Source organism: Serratia sp. S4, assembly GCF_000347995.1.
Lineage (GTDB): Bacteria > Pseudomonadota > Gammaproteobacteria > Enterobacterales > Enterobacteriaceae > Serratia > Serratia quinivorans.
In genome coordinates this window covers 3,492,141-3,510,892 of sequence record NZ_KB661120.1, presented here as the reverse complement: position 1 = coordinate 3,510,892, position 18,752 = coordinate 3,492,141, and the positions used below count along the sequence as shown (strand labels likewise).

Below are 18,752 nucleotides of genomic sequence, written 5' to 3'. Positions count from 1 at the left end.
TACTTCGGAGACTAACAAACAACCTTTTGCCCGGGGAGCCGCCGTTCGGTTATGCTGACAACCTTTGATTGTCAGGGGGCGTGATGAAACTACATCAGTTACAGGCCTTGGTCGCCAGTGCCGACGGTGGCAGCATCCGAGCCGCCGCACGCCAACTGGGGCTTTCACAGGCGGCGGTCACGCGGGCCTTACGCGAGCTGGAGCAGCAGCAGGAACTGCCATTGCTGATCCGCACGCCGGCCGGACTGGGTTTTACACCTTACGGGAAAACGCTGCTGGCACATGCCCGGTTAGTGTTGAACCAACTGGAACAGGCCAACAATGAAATGGCGGGCCTGCGTGGGTTGGCGCAAGAGCAGGTGAAGGTGGCGATCACGCCCTGGCTGATGTTGACGGTGTTACCGGCGGCGGTGGTGGCCTTTCGCAAAAAGATGCCGAGGGTAAAACTGGAGCTGTTTGAAAGCCTGATGGCCAATGCCCAATCCCAACTGCGAGAGGGCACGATGGATTTTGCCATCACGCCGCTTCCGGCTTCGATGGCACCGCAGGAGTTTCATTGTGAGCCGTTGCTGGATTATGAAACGGCGGTGATGGTGCGCCACGGCCATCCGTTGGGCCAAAGCACCTCAGTCCACCAATTGCTGGAGCAGGACTGGGTGCTGAATTACACCCCAGAAAATTATGACGATTTAATCCAGCAACTGTTCAGCCGACATGGCGCTCAGCTTGATCCGAACCGCATTATTCATGCGCATTCCCTCGGCATGCTGCAAGCAATGGTGGAGTCGGCAGACATGTGCACCTGGTGCCCGGCACCGTTGCTCGGGTTACCGCAGTTTGCCGGACGCCTGCAACCGCTGGCGCTACAGGAAGGCTGTGACCTGGCGCGACTGAATATCGTCACCCGGCGTAACAGCATCCTCAGCACCGCCGCCCATGCCCTGATCGATAACCTTATCCGCACCCTGCGTCAGCACGCCCGCTCCGCACGGCTCGAGGACCGACTGATTTATGATCGGGTGAAGTTGTTGATTTAGGGGGGAAGGGGGGACGGAGTTATTGGTGGTGTCTTTGCTATTTTGTTATCCTGACCGTCGACTTTGTGCCAGAAGCGGACGCTGGAGTGCCAAAGACTCTCTACTTGTGGATGGGTAGTTTTGCAGGGATGTTTACATAGCGCTTCGCTTGCTGCCTTTTACTTAGGTTCTGACGAATACTTTTTCATATGCAGTTCATTGGTAAGATAAGGAATATTCTCTTTTTTTTGTTTCTTTCCTTCATGCCTAACCATAAAAGCAAATGAAAATATTGCTGAACGGGTTATCTGAATCAACTGAGCGAAATGGTGAATAAACTCATCCTCTTTGATAAAAAGAATATCTTTAATCAATTTATAAGACTGGTAAAGATCTTCTGCTTTATCACTTTTGTGTACCACCAAAAATTTATGTTCTAAACCATTGCGCCACTCTTTATAAAAAGACAATTCGCCACCTTTATTTTTATTCAGATCAGTAGCAATACTGTACAATGCTAAAAGTCCAGGTGACTTTATATCTTCAAACCGTTGTCTTCTGTTATCAACGTCTAACTGCCAGAAACTTTGAAAATAGATATTTTTCTGTAACCCGCCCTTCTTTGCAGGTGGATAAACTTTGTGAAGTTCACAGATACATACCGCAATCTTATCGAGAATACCAAAGCAGAGACGAAATGCCGCTCTGATCTTCTCAATATCAATGCCTAAGATCTCGTCATTATGTAACTCCAGAAAATGGCATTCTTCTTTGATAGCATCCGTATCCTGAGGATAAAGGTAATCAAAATAGAGATGGCGGGCGAGTGAAAACTCTGATTTAAAGCGGTTTAGCGCCATCTCCATAGGAACAATAAAATCACCGGTTACACCACCAGAGGAAGAGATGACAAGATTATCGGTGGCACTCACCACGCAGGGGCAATAAAGACCGTGCTCGGACAGCGTCAGATGATTTATAAGGCAGAATTGCCTATATGCACTCAATGCGCCAAACTCCAGTTGCGTGAGCATGTCATCATGCTCGTCCGTTTCGCCTTCTGCTGATACACATTTTTCTATTTTATCGTTTGTTTGTGCTATACGCCCAAGATAGAATGATTCCCATTGTGGAGGAATTTTTTTGGAAACAGATGCATTAATATAACCTTTTCGTATCTCCTTCAATTGCTTAATGGAGTATGAAGATGAAACAAGGTTTAGCTCAATGAGCGCGGCAGAACGATTGACCCAAGACTGTGGTATATCTAATCCCTTGCGATTAGTGAGATCATAATATCTCAGTGCCTCACTCAGCCTAAATTGGCTTCTTAGCGAATTGGCCAGATTAACGGACAGTTCCGCCTGAAACTCTTCGCTCTCTTGTGAGGAGAATCTAAAGGCTCGCCAGTAGATGTTTTTTAACGAAACAAGTTCTTCTATTGACTGGAATGTGTGGTCATGAGGATTATCGGCACTTATCTTATTAGACAAGGCATTAGCATAATTATAATAAAAATGGCTCTCTCCTTGTACAAGCGCTAATGCTTCCTTATTATTATCCATCAGCTTAAAACCAAGCTCTGCTGCATTTTTATGCTTGCTCATTTGCCCAATATCAACAAGACCACCAGCCACATTCCCCAGCACTATAAAATAATTATCACCTTTGACCGTTATCTTTTCCAGTTTTTCCAGAAATACAACGAATTGCTGATATGCCAGGTCAAAATTGCCACAATCAACCAGTCGGTGAATATTGATACTTTCATCAACAAGTTCTTTTGTAATCATAATTCACTTTCCTTACATAGATGTTTTTTGCATTTCAACAGTAGAATTAGCCTCACCTGAGACATCAATCACTACTGCAGACAGGCGGTCTCGTTTACCGACTGGCACAGCCTCATTAAGAATTTCCGCCATTGTCCTGGCATTTGCTGGGGGGGGCGTGTTTTTCGCCGGGCGGGGGATCGCATTTGGTCGAGAAGCACCAAACCAGAACACCAGATAGATGCCGTAGCCTGCGGCATCGGGATTGGTGGTATACAGTCGGTTCAGTTGCTCATTAAGCGCGTTCCAGACATCCCGGTGATAATCACGTTTTATCTCAATGGGTATCTTTATTCCTGGGAGTGAAATTATGATATCAGCCCTTTTACCCGAAACCATGTAGCCTTCTGGCTCGCAGGTTATTTGTAACGGGTGGAGTCGTACTCTAAGCAGCTCCAGGAAAAAATTCCGGCAGCTTTCTTCAGGCTTAGGATTTAAAATTTTACCATGGCCATTCTCATTCCAGAACTGTTTATAAATATCGGTATTTTCATAAGTAATTCGGTTAGCGATATCCCGCAAATGATCTAACAATAACGCATAAAGATCCATCACATTAGTCGGGGTCTGATTTGTCAACGTATTCAGTGCTTGTTTCCAGTCGGCGTGTTGAAACTGTGATTCCCGATATCGAACCTTCTGATTGCTTTGGGCATGCAGGAGATAATCCTGGTAACTTGTACATTCTGGCAGTAATAATAAACGCTCAAATACTTCACTGGCATCGTATGAGGAAATAGAAGAAACATCATCAATCAACCTTTTGACAAAATCAGCGAACTCCCAATTGTTTTCTGAGTTAGGATCGCTACTTGCAAGGCGATCTGCATTAGGAAAGTGAATAGCAGAGACAGTGATGATCGCTTCCAACTGAGTTAGTGATAAACGCTGCTCACTATTCCCACGACCTCTTTTCACCTTACCTGATAGTTGACGAATCAGCGCTATCATTTCCGGTGCGAATTTTGATTCAGATAAAAACAGAGTCTGGCACTGGTCTGGAGCGAATAAATAAGTACATACCAGCCAAATTTGATAACTTGGCTTTTTAAGTTCTGAGGGTTGCGCCATCATCAACTCAGATAACTGCAACAACTCGGCATGACACTCAGGATGCGCTAACAACCACTCTACCAAGTTTTGTAGATGGAGAGCATCATCAGGATTCTCTTTAGCTAGTCTCATAACTAAAGGAATGGCACTGTCGCTTGGAATGCAGGTATCATTTAACAGATAATTAAGAGCACGGATATCTTGCAACTGGTTATGAATACAGAAATTGATAATGTAGTAATAGGTTTTGATGAATAATGCTGTTTTGTTAAGTATCACATCCATTTTCCACGATAATGAATACCCACTTACAATATTATTGTCTTTGACGTAAATTGTTAAGGCCACATCCAAGGCCAATAGCGTTGTTAATAAACCTTCATTCCATTGTGAAACGTCAGGATGCTTTTTAAATAACTCATCGCTTCCTGCTAGTACCGCATACCACCATTCGTAATACTCCCTCTTCAGTAAAACACTATTCACCTCGTCAATTGTGGGCAGATCTGAACGATTTAAAATTGCTAAAAGACCGGATATCGCATCAGTGACGTTTTCGGCACCTAATATGTCTGCACAGCGCTGTGCTGGCGTCAATTTATCATCAACATCGCTGTATTTCGAATAGTAAATATAGGAAATATATTTGAGCCACCCTAAATGTTGGCCCGACACAATTTCTTGACGACATAACTCGAAATTGTGTCTATCTTCAAAACGAACCTCTTCCCGTTTTTTCTTATTTTCTATTCGGCTGAGGTTCTGCTTTACTCGCCAATCGTCAATTTCGCAGATGATGGAAGTGTCAAACACAGTAAGTAACTGCTCATTTGAATGGCAATACGCAGAAAGAAAATCAAACGTCTCTTGGGGGGGCGTGTCACAACGATAAAGAGTTGCAAACGCCAGTCGATAAATAGATTCGATTTTTTCTGAATCACTCTGGGAATGGGATAAATAGTGGATAAAACGAGCCAGCAAAAGCTCATCAGGGACAAGATGGAAGGTGCTTTCAGTAAATTCATGTAAGAACAAGTATCGAGTATCATAGCGTGTAAATGAGAGAATGGCGGCGTCTATAATATCTTCATATTGCCAGCTACGATTATTTATCTCATGAACGATAGATTTCTGCACATTATCATAACTGCGATAGTGGTGATTATGGGAGTAGCTATAGAACGTTTTTAGGCACAACCATATCTGATCCGCACTATGGTTACTATCCTCGCTCAGTACTTGCAATAAGCCAGCTTCGAGAAAATACACAATTTCATATTGATTTTTAGGTGAGGAATACCAATCTTTACTGTGATCGCTATGGTACCGTTCGAGATACTCAAAGATAGCGAGAAGATCAGCTGTCGGTACAATATCATTCAGTCGCCATAATGTGCCTATCGGTAATCGCTCACTGGTTATATTTAATGTATCAACCAGCAGTTGTGCTATATCCTGTGGTACAAAGTAATCTTGATAGAGCAACTGAATAATATGGTTACGCAACCGGATGCTATCGTGATTTTTGTCTTTTAATTCCGTAAAAAAACGTACCGAAAATTTCTGGCCAGACACTCCAAAATGGATTAATGCCGTTATTGCTTCCTCTTTTTCCGCATAGGAGGAATCCTCCGACTTGGCAATATTAATTAAGTCATCACTCAGTGCGACTATCGGTGTTGTTACCGATAAGGATTCCAAAACGATCATGCGCAGAGAAAATGACGAATGAGGATCGCGGACTATCTGTCGCAACAGAGTTTCCATTTCTACTGTCGCGAAGCCATTCAGATATGAATTGAGACCGTGATTTCTAAACCAGGGATCACGTTCTGAAAGTTTTGACAGCGCCACCAGTAGGTTTTGTTTTTCCGCTATCGGTAATGAAGCTGCATCGCCATAGGTGAGAACGCCGTAGGGATCGGCTTCAATGAATACCTGGGCGTATTGCGGTAAAAAGACCGCTAGCCATGCGTGTAAACCTCTGAGTTCTGAAGACGGATACCCCCCAAATCCCAGCATACTTCTTAAACGTCCCATGGGTAGCCCTTTGTCAACGATCCCGGCTAACCATTTTGCCGCTAAATACTCAGCAATTATCCTGTGGCTGTACTCAACAGTCTCAAGCTCATCTCCGGCAGAAAAAACTCGCCTCGATAACGCCGCTCTAATTATTTCATGTGAGAAGAACGAGATGGTTCTGTAACTGGGGTATTCTGGTCGGATATCGTTCGGAAGCAGAGAAACCCCGGAAACATCACTCAATATGCGCAACGCGCAAATTGATCCAGCAGGATACTCTAATTCGTCGCAGGTATAAATTCCTGAAGTTAGCCGCGTATGCTCTTGGCTATGTTCAGTTAAAAGGAAATGTGTCGCAGAGTGGAAAAGTTCAGACCTTGTACGGGGCCAGTTTCCTTCTTTAACGGCTTCAGCCAGCATTAGCAGATTTTGTGGGTTGTAAAGAAATTCGCTGGCGGCATGTTTTTCTGCTTCAGCCAGAAACGCTTCGGGGTGTTCTACACCATTAGCTTGTAGAATCGCAGTCTGCTCTTCTTTTGAGAGCGACTGCAAATGTAAAACAACATAGCCTCCCGTCTGATCAAAATAGGGTAAAAATGCTGACAAGTCTGATTCGCCTAACCAATCCTGAGAGCGACAAGAAATTCTGACATTTTGTGGCGTTTGGGAAAAAAGCCTACGGACGATGTCATCTACAACGTCACTACTGTTACTGGCACTCCTCTTCTCATCTAATGCATCGATGAATAACGTTTTTTGATTATCAATCGGTACGCCACTTAAGAAGTGACGTACTGTCAGATATTTTGCCTCTTGCAATGCCGCAAACTGTTTGAAGAGGTGCGTTTTTCCAGCGCCAGGATCACCAAGCAGAACAATGTTCGGAAAGTGAGAATAATCACTAAATACCACCGTTTGGGTATCTTTATCCTGTTGAGGATAGATTTGCCTGACTTGCCTGTTTAGCATTCTGTAGGCTCCTGAGTATCTATTTTTGTTCTCCCAAATCTGCATGGCAGGTTTTACTCCAATTTACCATAGACTTTCAGCCGATACAGTAAACCATCTAACCCACCATGGTTGCTATGATGTCACGTTTTGGGTTACATGACAGACTCATAGTGAGCAGAACTGGCTGCCAGGACGTCGAGTGCTGTATTATGCTGCCCTGATACAGTAACTACTTACCGAACAAGGAAATATGATGCCGGTGCCCTATTTATCATTCGCAAATCTTAGGAAAGTGGCCTTCACCAATTTGCATCAGACTCCCTTGCCACATTGAAATATCCTTCAACCTACGCAAATCAATATTATTTCTGGACCTAACGGAATTGGTAAGTCAAAAATTCTTGATATTCTGCGTACCATTTCAGCCTGCTTCAGGGCAAAAACAATCTGCTCTTCGGTGAATCGTGACTTTTTCATAGGCACATCCTCCGTTCAGGGGAGTCATTATCATGCCGGAATTCTGTTTCTGAATGGAACAGGATTTTGGGTCAGGGTCAATTTGGCTGCGAGATCAACTGCGAGCTTCCGCTTTTCGCTCATAGCAGCCATCCACAAAAAAACCAAAAAACCAAAAGCAAAAAGCCCGCTCAGGTTTCCCTGAGCGGGCTTCTCTAATTTGGCTCCTCTGACTGGACTCGAACCAGTGACATACGGATTAACAGTCCGCCGTTCTACCGACTGAACTACAGAGGAATCGTTTGAACGGGGCGAATAATAGCGGGGTGGTGCGGCTTTGTCAAAGCACTAAACTGCAAGAAAAGCGCGTTTGCTGATGGAATGAGCATGTTGCGTTGTTTTTCGGCACTCATCCTGTTCAATCACGCTGTTTATCACCACAAAATCCCCGACTTATTGGTTGCACCGGCCATTGCACGCTTCTGGTGCGCAAGGGGAGAGGGCCTTGGCGAACGGCAGAAAAATTTTGCCGCGAATTTGCCACTTGATCCCCCCGCAGCGCCTCCTGACGGCAGCAAACCTCCGCGTTTTGCCTCTGATATGTAGGATGAATGAACAGAAAATATGTATTGGCCGTCACAATGGCTGGATTTTTGCTTAGCTAAATTCGGGTAATGCGACTGCGCTCTCGCGCAAATTATTTTCCCCGTCTACACATAAAGTGACTGCTCCACGCCCCTGGGCGTTTCGCTAAAACAGTGCTGAGGAATACAACAATGTCATCGAAATTGATTAAAAGTCCGCTCGCTGCTCTGCTTATCGGTTGTTTAGGTTCTGCTTTTTATGCTCAGGCGGATATTGTTATTGGCGTCGCCGGGCCGTTCTCCGGGCCGAATGCGACCTATGGCGATCAGTACTGGCGTGGTGCCTCACAGGCGGCAGCGGATATCAACGCCGCCGGTGGGATTAAAGGGGAAAAAATCAAACTGGTGCAGGGGGATGACGCCTGCGAACCCAAACAGGCGGTTTCGGTCGCCAACCGGTTAGTGGATCAGGACAAGGTCGCGGCGGTGGTCGGGCACTTCTGCTCCTCCTCCACCATGCCGGCCTCCGAGGTGTATGACGAAGCCGGAATTATCGCCATCACCCCCGGATCCACCAACCCGCAGATTACCGAACGCGGCATGACCAACATGTTCCGCATGTGTGGCCGTGATGACCAGCAAGGGGTGATCGCCACCAACTACATGCTCAATACCCTGAAAGCCAAACGCATCGCGGTGATCCACGACAAAGACACCTACGGTCAGGGGTTGGCAGATGCCGCCAGGGCCGAGATGAACAAGCGTGGCGTGAAGGAAGTGCTGTATGAAGGGCTGTCACGCGGTGAAAAAGACTTCAACGCGCTGGTGACCAAGATCGCCTCGGTCAAACCTGACGTGGTCTATTTCGGTGGCTGCCATCCAGAGGCTGGGCCATTGGTGCGCCAGATGCGTGAGCAGGGTGTGACCGCCAAGTTCTTCTCCGGTGACTGCATCGTGACCGAAGAGCTGGTGACCGCCGCCGGTGGGCCGCAGTACACCAACGGCGTGCTGATGACCTTCGGCAACGATCCGCGCCAAATTCCTGAGGGCAAGGCGGTGATCGCCAAGTTCCGCGCCAGCGGTTTTGAGCCGGAAGGCTACACCCTCTACTCCTACGCTTCGATTCAGGCGATCGCCGCAGCCTTCAGCGCTACCGGCGGCAAAGACAGCGCTAAGGCCAGCGAATGGCTGAAATCGCATGATGTGGATACCGTGATGGGCAAAAAGGCCTGGGACAAGAAAGGCGACCTGAAGGTATCGGATTACGTGGTCTATCAATGGGACGATAAAGGCAAATATCACCAACTCTAATCAGCCCGAAGGCTCAGGTTTATCCCACCCGCAGGGTGCTGGATTGACATGATTGACAAGCGGATCCGCGTGTTCGGCGGATCCGCGCCGATACTTCCCTTGGGCCGCGTCTGCACTAGCTTGCGGTCCCACCAGGCGAGACTGCTCATTATGGATGTTTTCTTTCTGCAACAGTTGATCAACGGCCTGACGCTCGGCGCGGTTTACGGCCTGATCGCCATCGGCTACACCATGGTTTACGGCATTATCGGCATGATTAACTTCGCCCACGGCGAGGTGTACATGATCTCCGCCTACCTGTGCGCTATCGGGCTGGCGCTGCTGTCGTTCTTCGGCCTGCAATCCTTTCCGCTGCTGATCCTCGGCACGCTGGTGTTTACCATCGTGGTCACCGGGGTGTATGGCTGGGTGATCGAGCGGATCGCCTACAAACCCTTGCGCAACTCCACTCGTCTGGCACCGCTGATCTCCGCTATCGGCATGTCGCTCATTTTGCAAAACTACGCGCAAATCAGCCAGGGGCCGCGCCAGCAAGGGATCCCGACGCTGCTGGACGGCGTGTTCCGCCTCAACTTTGACGGTGGGGTGATCCAAATCACCTACACCAAGGTGTTTATCCTGGTCGCCTCACTGCTGGGCATGGCCATCCTCACTTACATCATTCAGCACACCCGTCTGGGGCGTATCTGCCGCGCCACCCAGCAGGATCGCAAGATGGCGTCCATTCTGGGCATCAATACCGACCGGGTGATCTCCCTGGTGTTCGTGATTGGTGCCGCCATGGCCGGGCTGGCGGGGGTGTTAATCACCATGAACTACGGCACCTTTGATTTCTACGTCGGCTTTATTATCGGCATCAAGGCCTTTACCGCCGCGGTGCTGGGGGGCATTGGTTCGTTACCCGGCGCGATGCTGGGCGGGCTGCTGCTGGGCGTCGCGGAGGCGCAGTTTGCCGGCATGGTGAACTCCGATTACAAAGACGTATTCTCCTTCGGTTTACTGGTGGTGATCCTGATTTTCCGCCCTCAGGGCCTGCTCGGTCGGCCAATGGTCGCTAAGGTTTGAGGGGAAAACTATGTCGCAATCTATGGTTCACCCAGGGCTGAACGTTAAACGCAGCCTGCTGGATGCGGTGTTGGCCGGGCTGATCGCTTTGATCGTCTTCGGGCCGATCGTCGGTATTGTTCTCAACGGATACAGTTTTAACTTTGAACCGCGCCGCCTGGCGTGGATTATCGCCGCGGTAATGGCCGGGCGGCTGTTGCTGAGCCTGTTCCTGCAAACTGCGCCGGGGCGGAAATTGTTGACGCGTTTTGACGGCGGCAATGACGGGGTGTATGTCCGGCCGATAGGGGCCAAAACCAGTCTGCGATGGATCATCCCGTTAATGGCGGTGATCGCGCTGCTGTTCCCGTTTGTCGCCACCAAGTACCTGCTGACGGTGGCGATCCTGGGGCTGATTTACGTGCTGCTCGGGCTGGGGTTGAACATTGTTGTCGGGCTGGCCGGGCTGCTGGATCTCGGTTATGTGGCGTTCTACGCCATTGGCGCTTATGGCCTGGCGCTGGGTTATCAGTATCTCGGGCTGGGGTTCTGGGCGATGTTGCCGCTGGGGGCGCTGATGGCCGCGCTGGCCGGTGCGCTGCTGGGGTTCCCGGTGCTGCGCATGCACGGTGACTATCTGGCGATCGTCACGCTGGGGTTCGGGGAAATTATCCGCCTGGTGCTGAATAACTGGATGTCGCTGACCGGTGGCCCCAACGGCGTCTCGGTGCCTGCGCCGACGATTTTTGGCCTGGAATTTGGCCGACGGGCGAAGGACGGCGGGGTGCCGATCCACGAATTCCTCGGTATCGCCTATAACCCCAACCTGAAATTTATCTTTATCTATGCGGTGCTGTTCCTGGTGGTGCTGCTGGTGCTGTACATCAAGCACCGGCTGACGCGCATGCCGATCGGCCGCGCCTGGGAGGCACTGCGCGAGGATGAAATCGCCTGTCGCTCGCTCGGGCTGAACCACGTTCTGGTGAAGCTGTCGGCCTTTATGATGGGTGCCTCTACCGCCGGGCTGGCCGGGGTGTTTTTTGCCACTTATCAGGGCTTCGTCAACCCCACCTCATTCACCTTCTTTGAGTCGGCGCTGATCCTGGCGATCGTGGTGCTGGGCGGTATGGGCTCGACCATCGGCGTAGTGCTGGCGGCGTTTGTACTCACGGTGGCACCTGAGCTGTTACGTAGTTTTGCCGAGTACCGGGTGCTGCTGTTTGGCGTGTTGATGGTGGCGATGATGATCTGGCGGCCGCGTGGGCTGGTGCGCATCAGTCGTTCCAGTTTTGCTCCGCGCAAGGGGGTAGAGCCATGAGCGACGCTATCTTGCAGGTTGAGCATCTGATGATGCATTTTGGCGGTATCAAGGCGCTGAATGACGTGAATCTGGCGGTAGAGCGCGGTTCCATCACCGCGCTGATCGGCCCCAACGGTGCCGGTAAAACCACGGTATTCAACTGTCTGACCGGTTTTTATCGCGCCACCGGCGGCGCGATCCTGCTTAATACCCACAAGCGGCCGACCGACGTGATCCAGGTGCTGGGGCAGAAATTCCACGCCGGTGACTGGGTTAACCCGAAACGCCTGGGCTCGCGCGTTTACTACAAAATGTTTGGCGGCACCCATCTGGTCAATCGCGCCGGGCTGGCGCGCACCTTCCAGAACATCCGTTTGTTCCGCGAAATGTCGGTGGTGGAGAACCTGCTGGTGGCGCAGCACATGCTGAGCAACCGCAATCTGATCGCCGGCGTGCTCAATACGCCGGGTTACCGCCGGGCCGAAAACCAGGCGCTGGATCGCGCCTTTTACTGGCTGGAAGTGGTGGAGCTGGTGGACTGTGCCAACCGGCTGGCGGGGGAGATGTCCTACGGCCAACAGCGGCGGCTGGAGATCGCCCGGGCAATGTGCACCACGCCGGAAATGATCTGCCTCGACGAACCCGCCGCCGGGCTAAACCCGGTAGAGACGGCGACGCTGAGCCGCATTATCCGTTTTCTGCGTCAGCACCACGGCATCACGGTGCTGTTGATCGAACACGATATGGGCATGGTGATGGAGATCTCCGATCGGGTGATTGTGCTCGATCACGGTGATGTGATCGCCGAAGGCACGCCGAAAGAAATTCAGCACAACGATACGGTGATCGCCGCTTACCTTGGCGCGGACGAAGAGGAACTGGCGGGATGAGCAATGTGATGTTGGAGTTTCGCGATGTAGACGTGTTTTATGGCCCGATCCAGGCGTTGCAGCAGGTCTCGCTACAGGTGAATGAAGGGGAAACGGTGGCGCTGATTGGTGCCAACGGCGCGGGCAAGTCGACGCTGCTGATGTCCATCTTCGGCCAGCCGCGCATCAGCGGCGGGCAGATCCTGTTTCGTGGCGAGGATATCAGCCAGCGTTCCACCCATTACGTTGCCAGCAGCGGCATCGCTCAGGCTCCCGAGGGGCGGCGTATCTTCCCGGACATGAGCGTGGAGGAAAACCTGCTGATGGGCACTATTACCATTGGCAATCGCTATGTGGATGAGGATTTGCAGCGCATGTTCGAACTGTTCCCGCGCCTGAAGGAACGGCGCAACCAGCGGGCGATGACCATGTCCGGCGGCGAACAGCAGATGCTGGCGATTGCCCGGGCGCTGATGAGCAGGCCCAAACTGCTGTTGCTGGACGAACCGAGCCTGGGGCTGGCGCCGATCATCGTCAAACAGATCTTCAGCATTTTACGGGAGCTGACTCGTGGCGGCATGACGTTGTTTCTGGTGGAGCAGAATGCCAACCACGCGCTCAAACTGTCCGATCGCGGCTATGTGATGGTTAACGGCCAGATCCGCCTGACCGGCAGTGGTTCGGAGTTGTTAAACGATCAGGAGGTGAGGAAAGCCTATCTGGGCGGGGCCTAGAACTGGCGCTGGATCCAGCGCACGTTCAGCCGCACCAGTGCAATAATGCCGCTGGACAACATCCGCAGCCCGGTGGGTAAATCGCGGCGGCGGATATCCAGCAGCAACACGGTGCGCACCTGGTCGCTGTCGTTCCACACCTCGTGTTCGAAGGTATCGTCCCACAGCATAAATTCCCCCTCATTGAGCCGGTATTCCTGCCCGTCGACTTTCAATACGGCGGCGGGCAGACCATCGGCACCCTTGGGCATCGACAGCACTAGATAACCGCGCAGAATGCCACGGAACGGGCCACGGTGCGCCGGCACCTGTTTACCGGGGGCCAGGAAAGACAGCGAGGCGGAAAGCACATCCGGAGAGGAAGCGATCAGGCTGGCCAATAAGGGGCAGCGTGCAAGGTTGCGCGTTATCGGCTGGCCGTAGGCCTGCATGATAAACATGCGCCAGTCACGCGCGTCATTGGCGGAGATCGACGCCTGTTCGCTCATGATTTCGTGAAATCGCGGAATATTGTGCAGATCTTGCGCCAGGGTCAGTGCCTCATCACGGATCTGCGGCCACTGGGCGGTAAAACGCTGTGCGTCGGGGAACAGTTGGGCGCTGTCGAGCACCGGCGCACCGCTGATGCGGCGATCGTAAATACGGCGTAATGCCAACACCGACCAATCATAGATAGCTGACATATGACCTCTATTAGCGTGACCCAAGCTCTCGCCGACCGTTGATATTATTATTGTTTAATATGCGACCGCCGGACGATTAATTCACCGTTATATAAACGTTGGCCGCCCGGTTCGAAAGCCTGCGTCAGGCAATGAATGCCATCGGCAATCAACGACTGCATCGGCTGGCGATAAGTGGTCAATTGGTAACTGGGGGAGGCGGCCAGTTCAATGTCATCAAACCCCACCACGGCAATCGGCGCACAGTCAGGCGTGGCGCGGATGGCGTCGATAACCCCCACTGCCAGAATATCGTTCTCACAAAAAATCGCCTCAACCCGTTGTTCCGCCGGGGTGGTCGCCAGGTAGGCCGCGAAGGCTTCCATGCCGCACTGACGTTGATAATGCGGGGCCTGCAGCACCACGCTGACGTCGCGTTGCTTTTCCACCAGCGCGGCGCGGAAACCGTCAAGGCGGCGTAACTGGGTGGATTCGCTCACCGGCCCAGCCAGATAGCCCATGCGCTGATAATTTTGCGTCAGCAACAGTTCGCCAATTTCACGCCCGGCCTGATAGCCGTTAGTGGCCAACACCTGGATATAGGGGCTTTCGCTATAGCGATACAGCACCACCAGTGGAATATGGTGAATATCCTGTGCCAGCGTGATCAGCCGATCGTTGAGCAGGGTACCGAGAAACAGCAGGCCATCCACCTGCATTTGATCGGCCAGCGTCAGCACCGATTCATAGTCGTGTTCCGAGGTGATATTCAGCAGCAAGGCCATATAGCCGCGGCTTTGCAACTGCCGGGTGACTTCGTCCAGCAGCGTGAAAATATGCGGGTTTTTTAGCTCGTCCGCCACCAGCCCGATGATGCGGGTGCTTTTTTTCGACAGGCTGCGCGCCAGCAGATTAGGGCGATAGCCCAATTCTCTGGCCGCGGTCTGAACGCGCAACCTCGCATGGGGCGAGATTGACGCACCGTCGGTAAAGGCGCGCGATACCGTCCATTTGGACACGCCGGCGCGGGCCGCCACATCACTGGCCGTCGCCTTGCGTGCAGTGGGCGCGGGGATCGCGCCGGGTTTTTTCGCCATCATCTTTGCTCGTGATGAAAAAACGGTATGGGTTCAACAGATTAGCACAGCCTTGCCGGATGCGGGAGTTGCTGCCGTCAGCGGCGGGATCCCTGGTGCAGGACAGAGCGCCATATTGATCCTTTGATCGGTAAATTGTGATCCTGAGCGGCAGTTTTATCATGGCGCATTTGACTTATTTTTAACCCTCTCCAATAGTCCATCGCAAGTGGCATTTGTTTTGCGGTCAAGTTGCCACCCAATTTTGCACCCGGGTGCATTTTAAATTTGCACCCGGGTGCAATGCGGCGGAAATATCAGAAACTGTGAGCTTCGGGAGCAACTATGTTGAATGGTGAAAGAAAAACGCCACGGCCTTTGCGTTGGGCGATGGTCGGCGGCGGGCGGTTGGGGCAGGTGGGTTATAAACACCGTTGCGGTGCATTGCGGGATAATACCGCCTTTGCGCTGGTGGCTGGGGCATTTGATATTGTGCCGGAGCGCGGCCGCGAATTCGGCGTCAATCTGGGGGTGGATGCCGATCGCTGCTATGACGATTACCGCACGCTGTTTGCTCAAGAGGCCAGGCGAGAAGACGGCATAGAAGTGGTGTCGGTGGCCACGCCGAATGGCACCCATTACCAAATTACCCGTGCGGCACTGCTGGCCGGGCTGCACGTGATTTGTGAAAAACCGCTGTTTTTCACCAGCCGGGAAGCCTACGAAATCAAGGCACTGGCGGCGGAAAAAAACCGCATTGTCGGCGTGACCTATGGTTTCTCCGGCCATCCGTTGCTGCTGCAGATGCGTGCCATGATTGCCAATGGGCAGATCGGTGAAGTGCGTATGGTAGATCTGCAATATACCCACGGTTTTAATGCCACCGACGAGGTTGACCGTCTCAGCGATGCGCAGAAATGGCGCATTGATCCCCAAATCTCAGGCCCGAGTTTTGTACTGGGCGATATTTCTACCCACACCTATTACCTGTCCCAACTGGTGATGCCGCAGATGCAAATCAGCGAACTGCTTTGCGATCGACAGAGCTTTATTCCTTCGCGTGCGCCGCTGGAAGACAACGCGCTGGTGATGATGCGCTATGCCAACGGTGCCGTGGGGCGCATGTGGGCCTCATCGGTCAATGCCGGTGCCATGAGCAGCCAGCGTATTCGCATCGTCGGCTCGAAGGCCAGCCTGGAATGGACCGACATCAACCCCAGCGAGTTGAGTTACCAGGTGCAGGGGCAACCCAATCAGACGCTATATCGCGGCATGCCCTATCTGGACGAAACCTGCAACGCCTGGGAGCGGCTGGGGGCGCTGCATACCGAGGGGCTGACCGAGTCCTGGGCCAACATCTACCTGAAATTTGCCCTGGCGATTGATGCCTGCAACCGGGGAGATCGGCAGGCGTTGGATCAACTGGTGTATCCGGACATCGACGCCGGGATCGACGGTGTGCGCTGGATTGAAAACTGCGTGCGCTCAGCCGATCAGGGTGCTCGCTGGGTAGCCTTTGAATAAACCTTTTTGCGGAGACATAACATGAAGCTTTCTTTCTGTACCGATAGTCTGGGCCACCTGCCGTTTGAAGCCATGTTGGATCGATTGGGCGAATTGGGGGTGTTTGGTGTGGAAATGACCACCGGCGGCTGGTCTTCGGCACCGCATCTGGATACCGTGGCGTTATTGCAGGACGCCGGTAAGCGCCGACGGTTACTGGCGGCACTGGAAAGCCGTGGCATGAAAATTGCCGCGCTGAACGTTTCCGGTAATCCGCTGGAGCCGGGTGTACTGGGGGAAAAGCATCGCCACGATACCGACAACACGCTGGCGCTGGCCGCCGGCCTGGGGGTGAAGAAAATCGTCATGATGAGCGGATTACCCCCTGCGGCGCCTGGCGACAGCATCCCCAACTGGATCACCTATACCGTCAGTTGGCCGCCAACGCTGAAAAACTGCCTGGATTATCAGTGGAACGAAGTGGCAATCCCCTACTGGCAACGGCTGGTGGAAAAGGCACAGGCGTTTGGCATCGAGAAATTCGCGCTGGAGAACTTTAGCTCGATGCTGGTGTGGAACCCCGACACCTTGTTCAGGCTGCGTGACGCGGTGGGGCCGATGGTCGGGCTGAATCTTGATCCCAGCCACCTGATTTGGATGGGGGCCGATCCGATTGCCGTAGCCCGCCGTTTGGGGGACGCCATCCACCACGTGCACGGCAAGGACGTAAGGCTGGAAAGGGGCATGGTGGCAGTCAACGGGCTGCTGGAAACCCGGCCGGTGGAGCAGGTGGCTGAGCGTGCCTGGAATTATGTGGCGGTCGGCTGCGGGCAGGATCTGCAGTGGTGGAAAGAGTTTTTCTCGGTGGTACGCATGATGGGCTATAACGACTGGGTGTCGCTGGAGATGGAGGATCTGACCATGTCGGTCGATGCCGGCATCAATACCTCGGTCGAGGCGTTAAAGCACTGTATCAGTCAGTAAATGGCATCTGTTGCTGTCCAGGGTCTGCCATTGTGCAGGCCGTGGATGGCAAAAGGCTGGCGAAAAAAACAGGCTAATAAAAATGTGACGCATGTCGCATTTACCCTTCCGATTGGTTAAAATATCGCTACTTCCCGCACCCGTCCGGATCCCGTTTAACATGGAACAAATTCAGGTCTCTCGCTCAACTGCCTGGTTGCGCGTGGTCATTCTTGCCGTTTCGGCCTTTATCTTCAACACCACCGAGTTCATTCCGGTCGGGTTGCTGAGTGATATCGCCCAAAGCTTCTCGATGCAGACCGAGCAGGTGGGGTTGATCATCACTATTTATGCCTGGATCGTCGCCGCCAGTTCGCTGGTGTGTATGCTGCTGACCAGCCGGATTGAGCGGCGCAAACTGCTGATCGGGGTATTTATCCTGTTTATCGCCAGCCATGTGCTGACCGCCGTGGCATGGAACTTCACCACGCTGGTGATTTCCCGTGCCGGTGTGGCGCTGGCCCATGCGGTATTTTGGTCGATCACCGCCTCGCTGGCGATCCGGGTCGCCCCCGCGGGCAAAAAGGCGCAGGCATTGAGCCTGTTGGCGGGGGGAACCGCGTTGGCGATGGTGCTCGGCCTGCCGCTGGGCCGTATCGTGGGTCAAATCCTCGGCTGGCGCATGACCTTTATTGGTATCGCCGTCTGTGCCACGCTGGCGCTGGTGCTACTGTGGCGTTTGCTGCCGGTGCTGAAAAGCGAGCATTCCGGCTCGCTGGCCAGCGTGCCAATGCTGTTTAAGCGCCCGGCGTTGGTCAGCCTGTATATGCTGACCATCATTGTGGTGACGGCCAATTTTACCGCCTACAGCTATATCGAACCCTTTATTCAGACCGTGGCCGGGCTGTCGGAAAACTTCACCACCCTGATGCTGTTGCTGTTCGGTGCCGCCGGTATCATCGGCAGTCTGCTGTTTAGCCGTTTCAGCGAGCGTTTCCCGTCGGGCTTTTTCATCGGCGCCATCGCCTTATTGATGCTGAGCCTGCTGCTGCTGTTACCGGCCTCCGGTGATGAAAACCACCTGACGGTGCTGTTTGCGGTATGGGGCATGGCAATCATGGCAATTGGTTTGTCGATGCAGGCCAAAGTATTGAACCTGGCCCCGGACGCTACCGACGTGGCGATGTCGATCTATTCCGGGCTGTACAACTTCGGCATCGGTGCCGGCGCACTGCTGGGTAACCAGGTCAGCCAGTATCTGGGTATGGGCAACATCGGCTTTGTCGCTGCCCCGCTGGCGTTGATCGCCCTTGGCTGGTGCCTGCTGAATTTTTACCGTAGTGAACGCCTGCAACACCACCAAATCCGCTAACTTC

Annotated in this window: 15 protein-coding genes and 1 tRNA gene; 10 read left to right on the top strand and 6 right to left on the bottom strand. The window is 52.5% G+C overall.

Translation table 11 applies throughout. The features are described from left to right. Window positions 1-83: 83 nt before the first annotated feature. Window positions 84-1,037 carry a LysR family transcriptional regulator gene (locus SERS4_RS0117130; RefSeq protein ID WP_017893422.1) on the top strand — a complete coding sequence of 318 codons (954 nt, stop codon included), beginning with the start codon at window positions 84-86 and terminating at the stop codon, window positions 1,035-1,037. Window positions 1,038-1,195: 158 nt separating this feature from the next. Here SERS4_RS0117130 and SERS4_RS0117125 read toward each other — a convergent pair whose 3' ends face one another. From SERS4_RS0117125 to SERS4_RS0117115, 4 genes are all read right to left on the bottom strand, one after another. After that, window positions 1,196-2,809 carry an LA2681 family HEPN domain-containing protein gene (locus SERS4_RS0117125; protein WP_017893421.1) on the bottom strand — a complete coding sequence of 538 codons (1,614 nt, stop codon included), beginning with the start codon at window positions 2,807-2,809 and terminating at the stop codon, window positions 1,196-1,198. Window positions 2,810-2,821: 12 nt separating this feature from the next. Continuing rightward, on the bottom strand, window positions 2,822-6,892 hold the full coding sequence (locus tag SERS4_RS0117120; protein ID WP_017893420.1) for an NACHT domain-containing NTPase: 4,071 nt from the start codon (window positions 6,890-6,892) through the stop codon (window positions 2,822-2,824). Between the two features lie 324 nt (window positions 6,893-7,216). After that, window positions 7,217-7,351, bottom strand: a complete 135-nt coding sequence (locus SERS4_RS27410; protein ID WP_256378006.1) for a hypothetical protein — start codon at window positions 7,349-7,351, stop codon at window positions 7,217-7,219. A 200-nt stretch (window positions 7,352-7,551) separates the two neighbouring features. After that, window positions 7,552-7,627: transfer RNA gene (locus SERS4_RS0117115), tRNA-Asn, on the bottom strand. A 90-nt stretch (window positions 7,628-7,717) separates the two neighbouring features. On the opposite strand from SERS4_RS0117115, the gene SERS4_RS27060 reads away from it, so the two are divergent. The 6 genes from SERS4_RS27060 (at window position 7,718) to SERS4_RS0117085 (ending at window position 13,172) form a co-directional block, all read left to right on the top strand. Continuing rightward, on the top strand, window positions 7,718-7,936 hold the full coding sequence (locus tag SERS4_RS27060) for a hypothetical protein (protein ID WP_156816658.1): 219 nt from the start codon (window positions 7,718-7,720) through the stop codon (window positions 7,934-7,936). A gap of 170 nt (window positions 7,937-8,106) precedes the next feature. After that, a complete protein-coding gene (locus SERS4_RS0117110) occupies window positions 8,107-9,225 on the top strand; it encodes a branched-chain amino acid ABC transporter substrate-binding protein (protein ID WP_012145919.1) in 1,119 nt (372 codons plus the stop codon). Between the two features lie 150 nt (window positions 9,226-9,375). Then, window positions 9,376-10,290 (top strand): branched-chain amino acid ABC transporter permease, encoded by a 915-nt coding sequence (locus tag SERS4_RS0117100; RefSeq protein WP_017893418.1) that lies wholly within the window; start codon window positions 9,376-9,378, stop codon window positions 10,288-10,290. A 10-nt stretch (window positions 10,291-10,300) separates the two neighbouring features. Further along, on the top strand, window positions 10,301-11,587 hold the full coding sequence (livM, locus tag SERS4_RS0117095; RefSeq protein WP_012145917.1) for a high-affinity branched-chain amino acid ABC transporter permease LivM: 1,287 nt from the start codon (window positions 10,301-10,303) through the stop codon (window positions 11,585-11,587). Continuing rightward, the gene (locus SERS4_RS0117090; protein ID WP_012145916.1) at window positions 11,584-12,459 is read left to right on the top strand and encodes an ABC transporter ATP-binding protein; all 876 of its coding nucleotides are present in this window, start codon (window positions 11,584-11,586) and stop codon (window positions 12,457-12,459) included. The genes livM and SERS4_RS0117090 overlap by 4 nt, the downstream gene beginning before the upstream one ends. Further along, window positions 12,456-13,172, top strand: coding sequence for an ABC transporter ATP-binding protein (locus tag SERS4_RS0117085; protein WP_017893417.1), 717 nt, complete (start codon window positions 12,456-12,458; stop codon window positions 13,170-13,172). Before SERS4_RS0117090 ends, SERS4_RS0117085 begins: the two co-directional genes overlap by 4 nt. Here the strand turns inward: SERS4_RS0117085 and SERS4_RS0117080 are convergent. Both SERS4_RS0117080 and SERS4_RS0117075 read right to left on the bottom strand, forming a co-directional pair. Then, window positions 13,169-13,855, bottom strand: a complete 687-nt coding sequence (locus tag SERS4_RS0117080) for an aspartyl/asparaginyl beta-hydroxylase domain-containing protein (protein WP_017893416.1) — start codon at window positions 13,853-13,855, stop codon at window positions 13,169-13,171. The genes SERS4_RS0117085 and SERS4_RS0117080 overlap by 4 nt on opposite strands. A gap of 47 nt (window positions 13,856-13,902) precedes the next feature. Then, window positions 13,903-14,934, bottom strand: a complete 1,032-nt coding sequence (locus SERS4_RS0117075; protein WP_026142451.1) for a LacI family DNA-binding transcriptional regulator — start codon at window positions 14,932-14,934, stop codon at window positions 13,903-13,905. A 321-nt stretch (window positions 14,935-15,255) separates the two neighbouring features. Here SERS4_RS0117075 and SERS4_RS0117070 point away from each other — a divergent pair, with 321 nt between their 5' ends. The 3 genes from SERS4_RS0117070 (at window position 15,256) to SERS4_RS0117060 (ending at window position 18,748) form a co-directional block, all read left to right on the top strand. Beyond that, a complete protein-coding gene (locus SERS4_RS0117070) occupies window positions 15,256-16,434 on the top strand; it encodes a Gfo/Idh/MocA family protein (RefSeq protein WP_026142450.1) in 1,179 nt (392 codons plus the stop codon). Window positions 16,435-16,455: 21 nt separating this feature from the next. After that, on the top strand, window positions 16,456-17,397 hold the full coding sequence (locus SERS4_RS0117065; RefSeq protein WP_017893413.1) for a sugar phosphate isomerase/epimerase: 942 nt from the start codon (window positions 16,456-16,458) through the stop codon (window positions 17,395-17,397). A 160-nt stretch (window positions 17,398-17,557) separates the two neighbouring features. Then, window positions 17,558-18,748 (top strand): sugar transporter, encoded by a 1,191-nt coding sequence (locus tag SERS4_RS0117060; protein ID WP_017893412.1) that lies wholly within the window; start codon window positions 17,558-17,560, stop codon window positions 18,746-18,748. The last annotated feature ends 4 nt before the right edge of the window (window positions 18,749-18,752 follow it).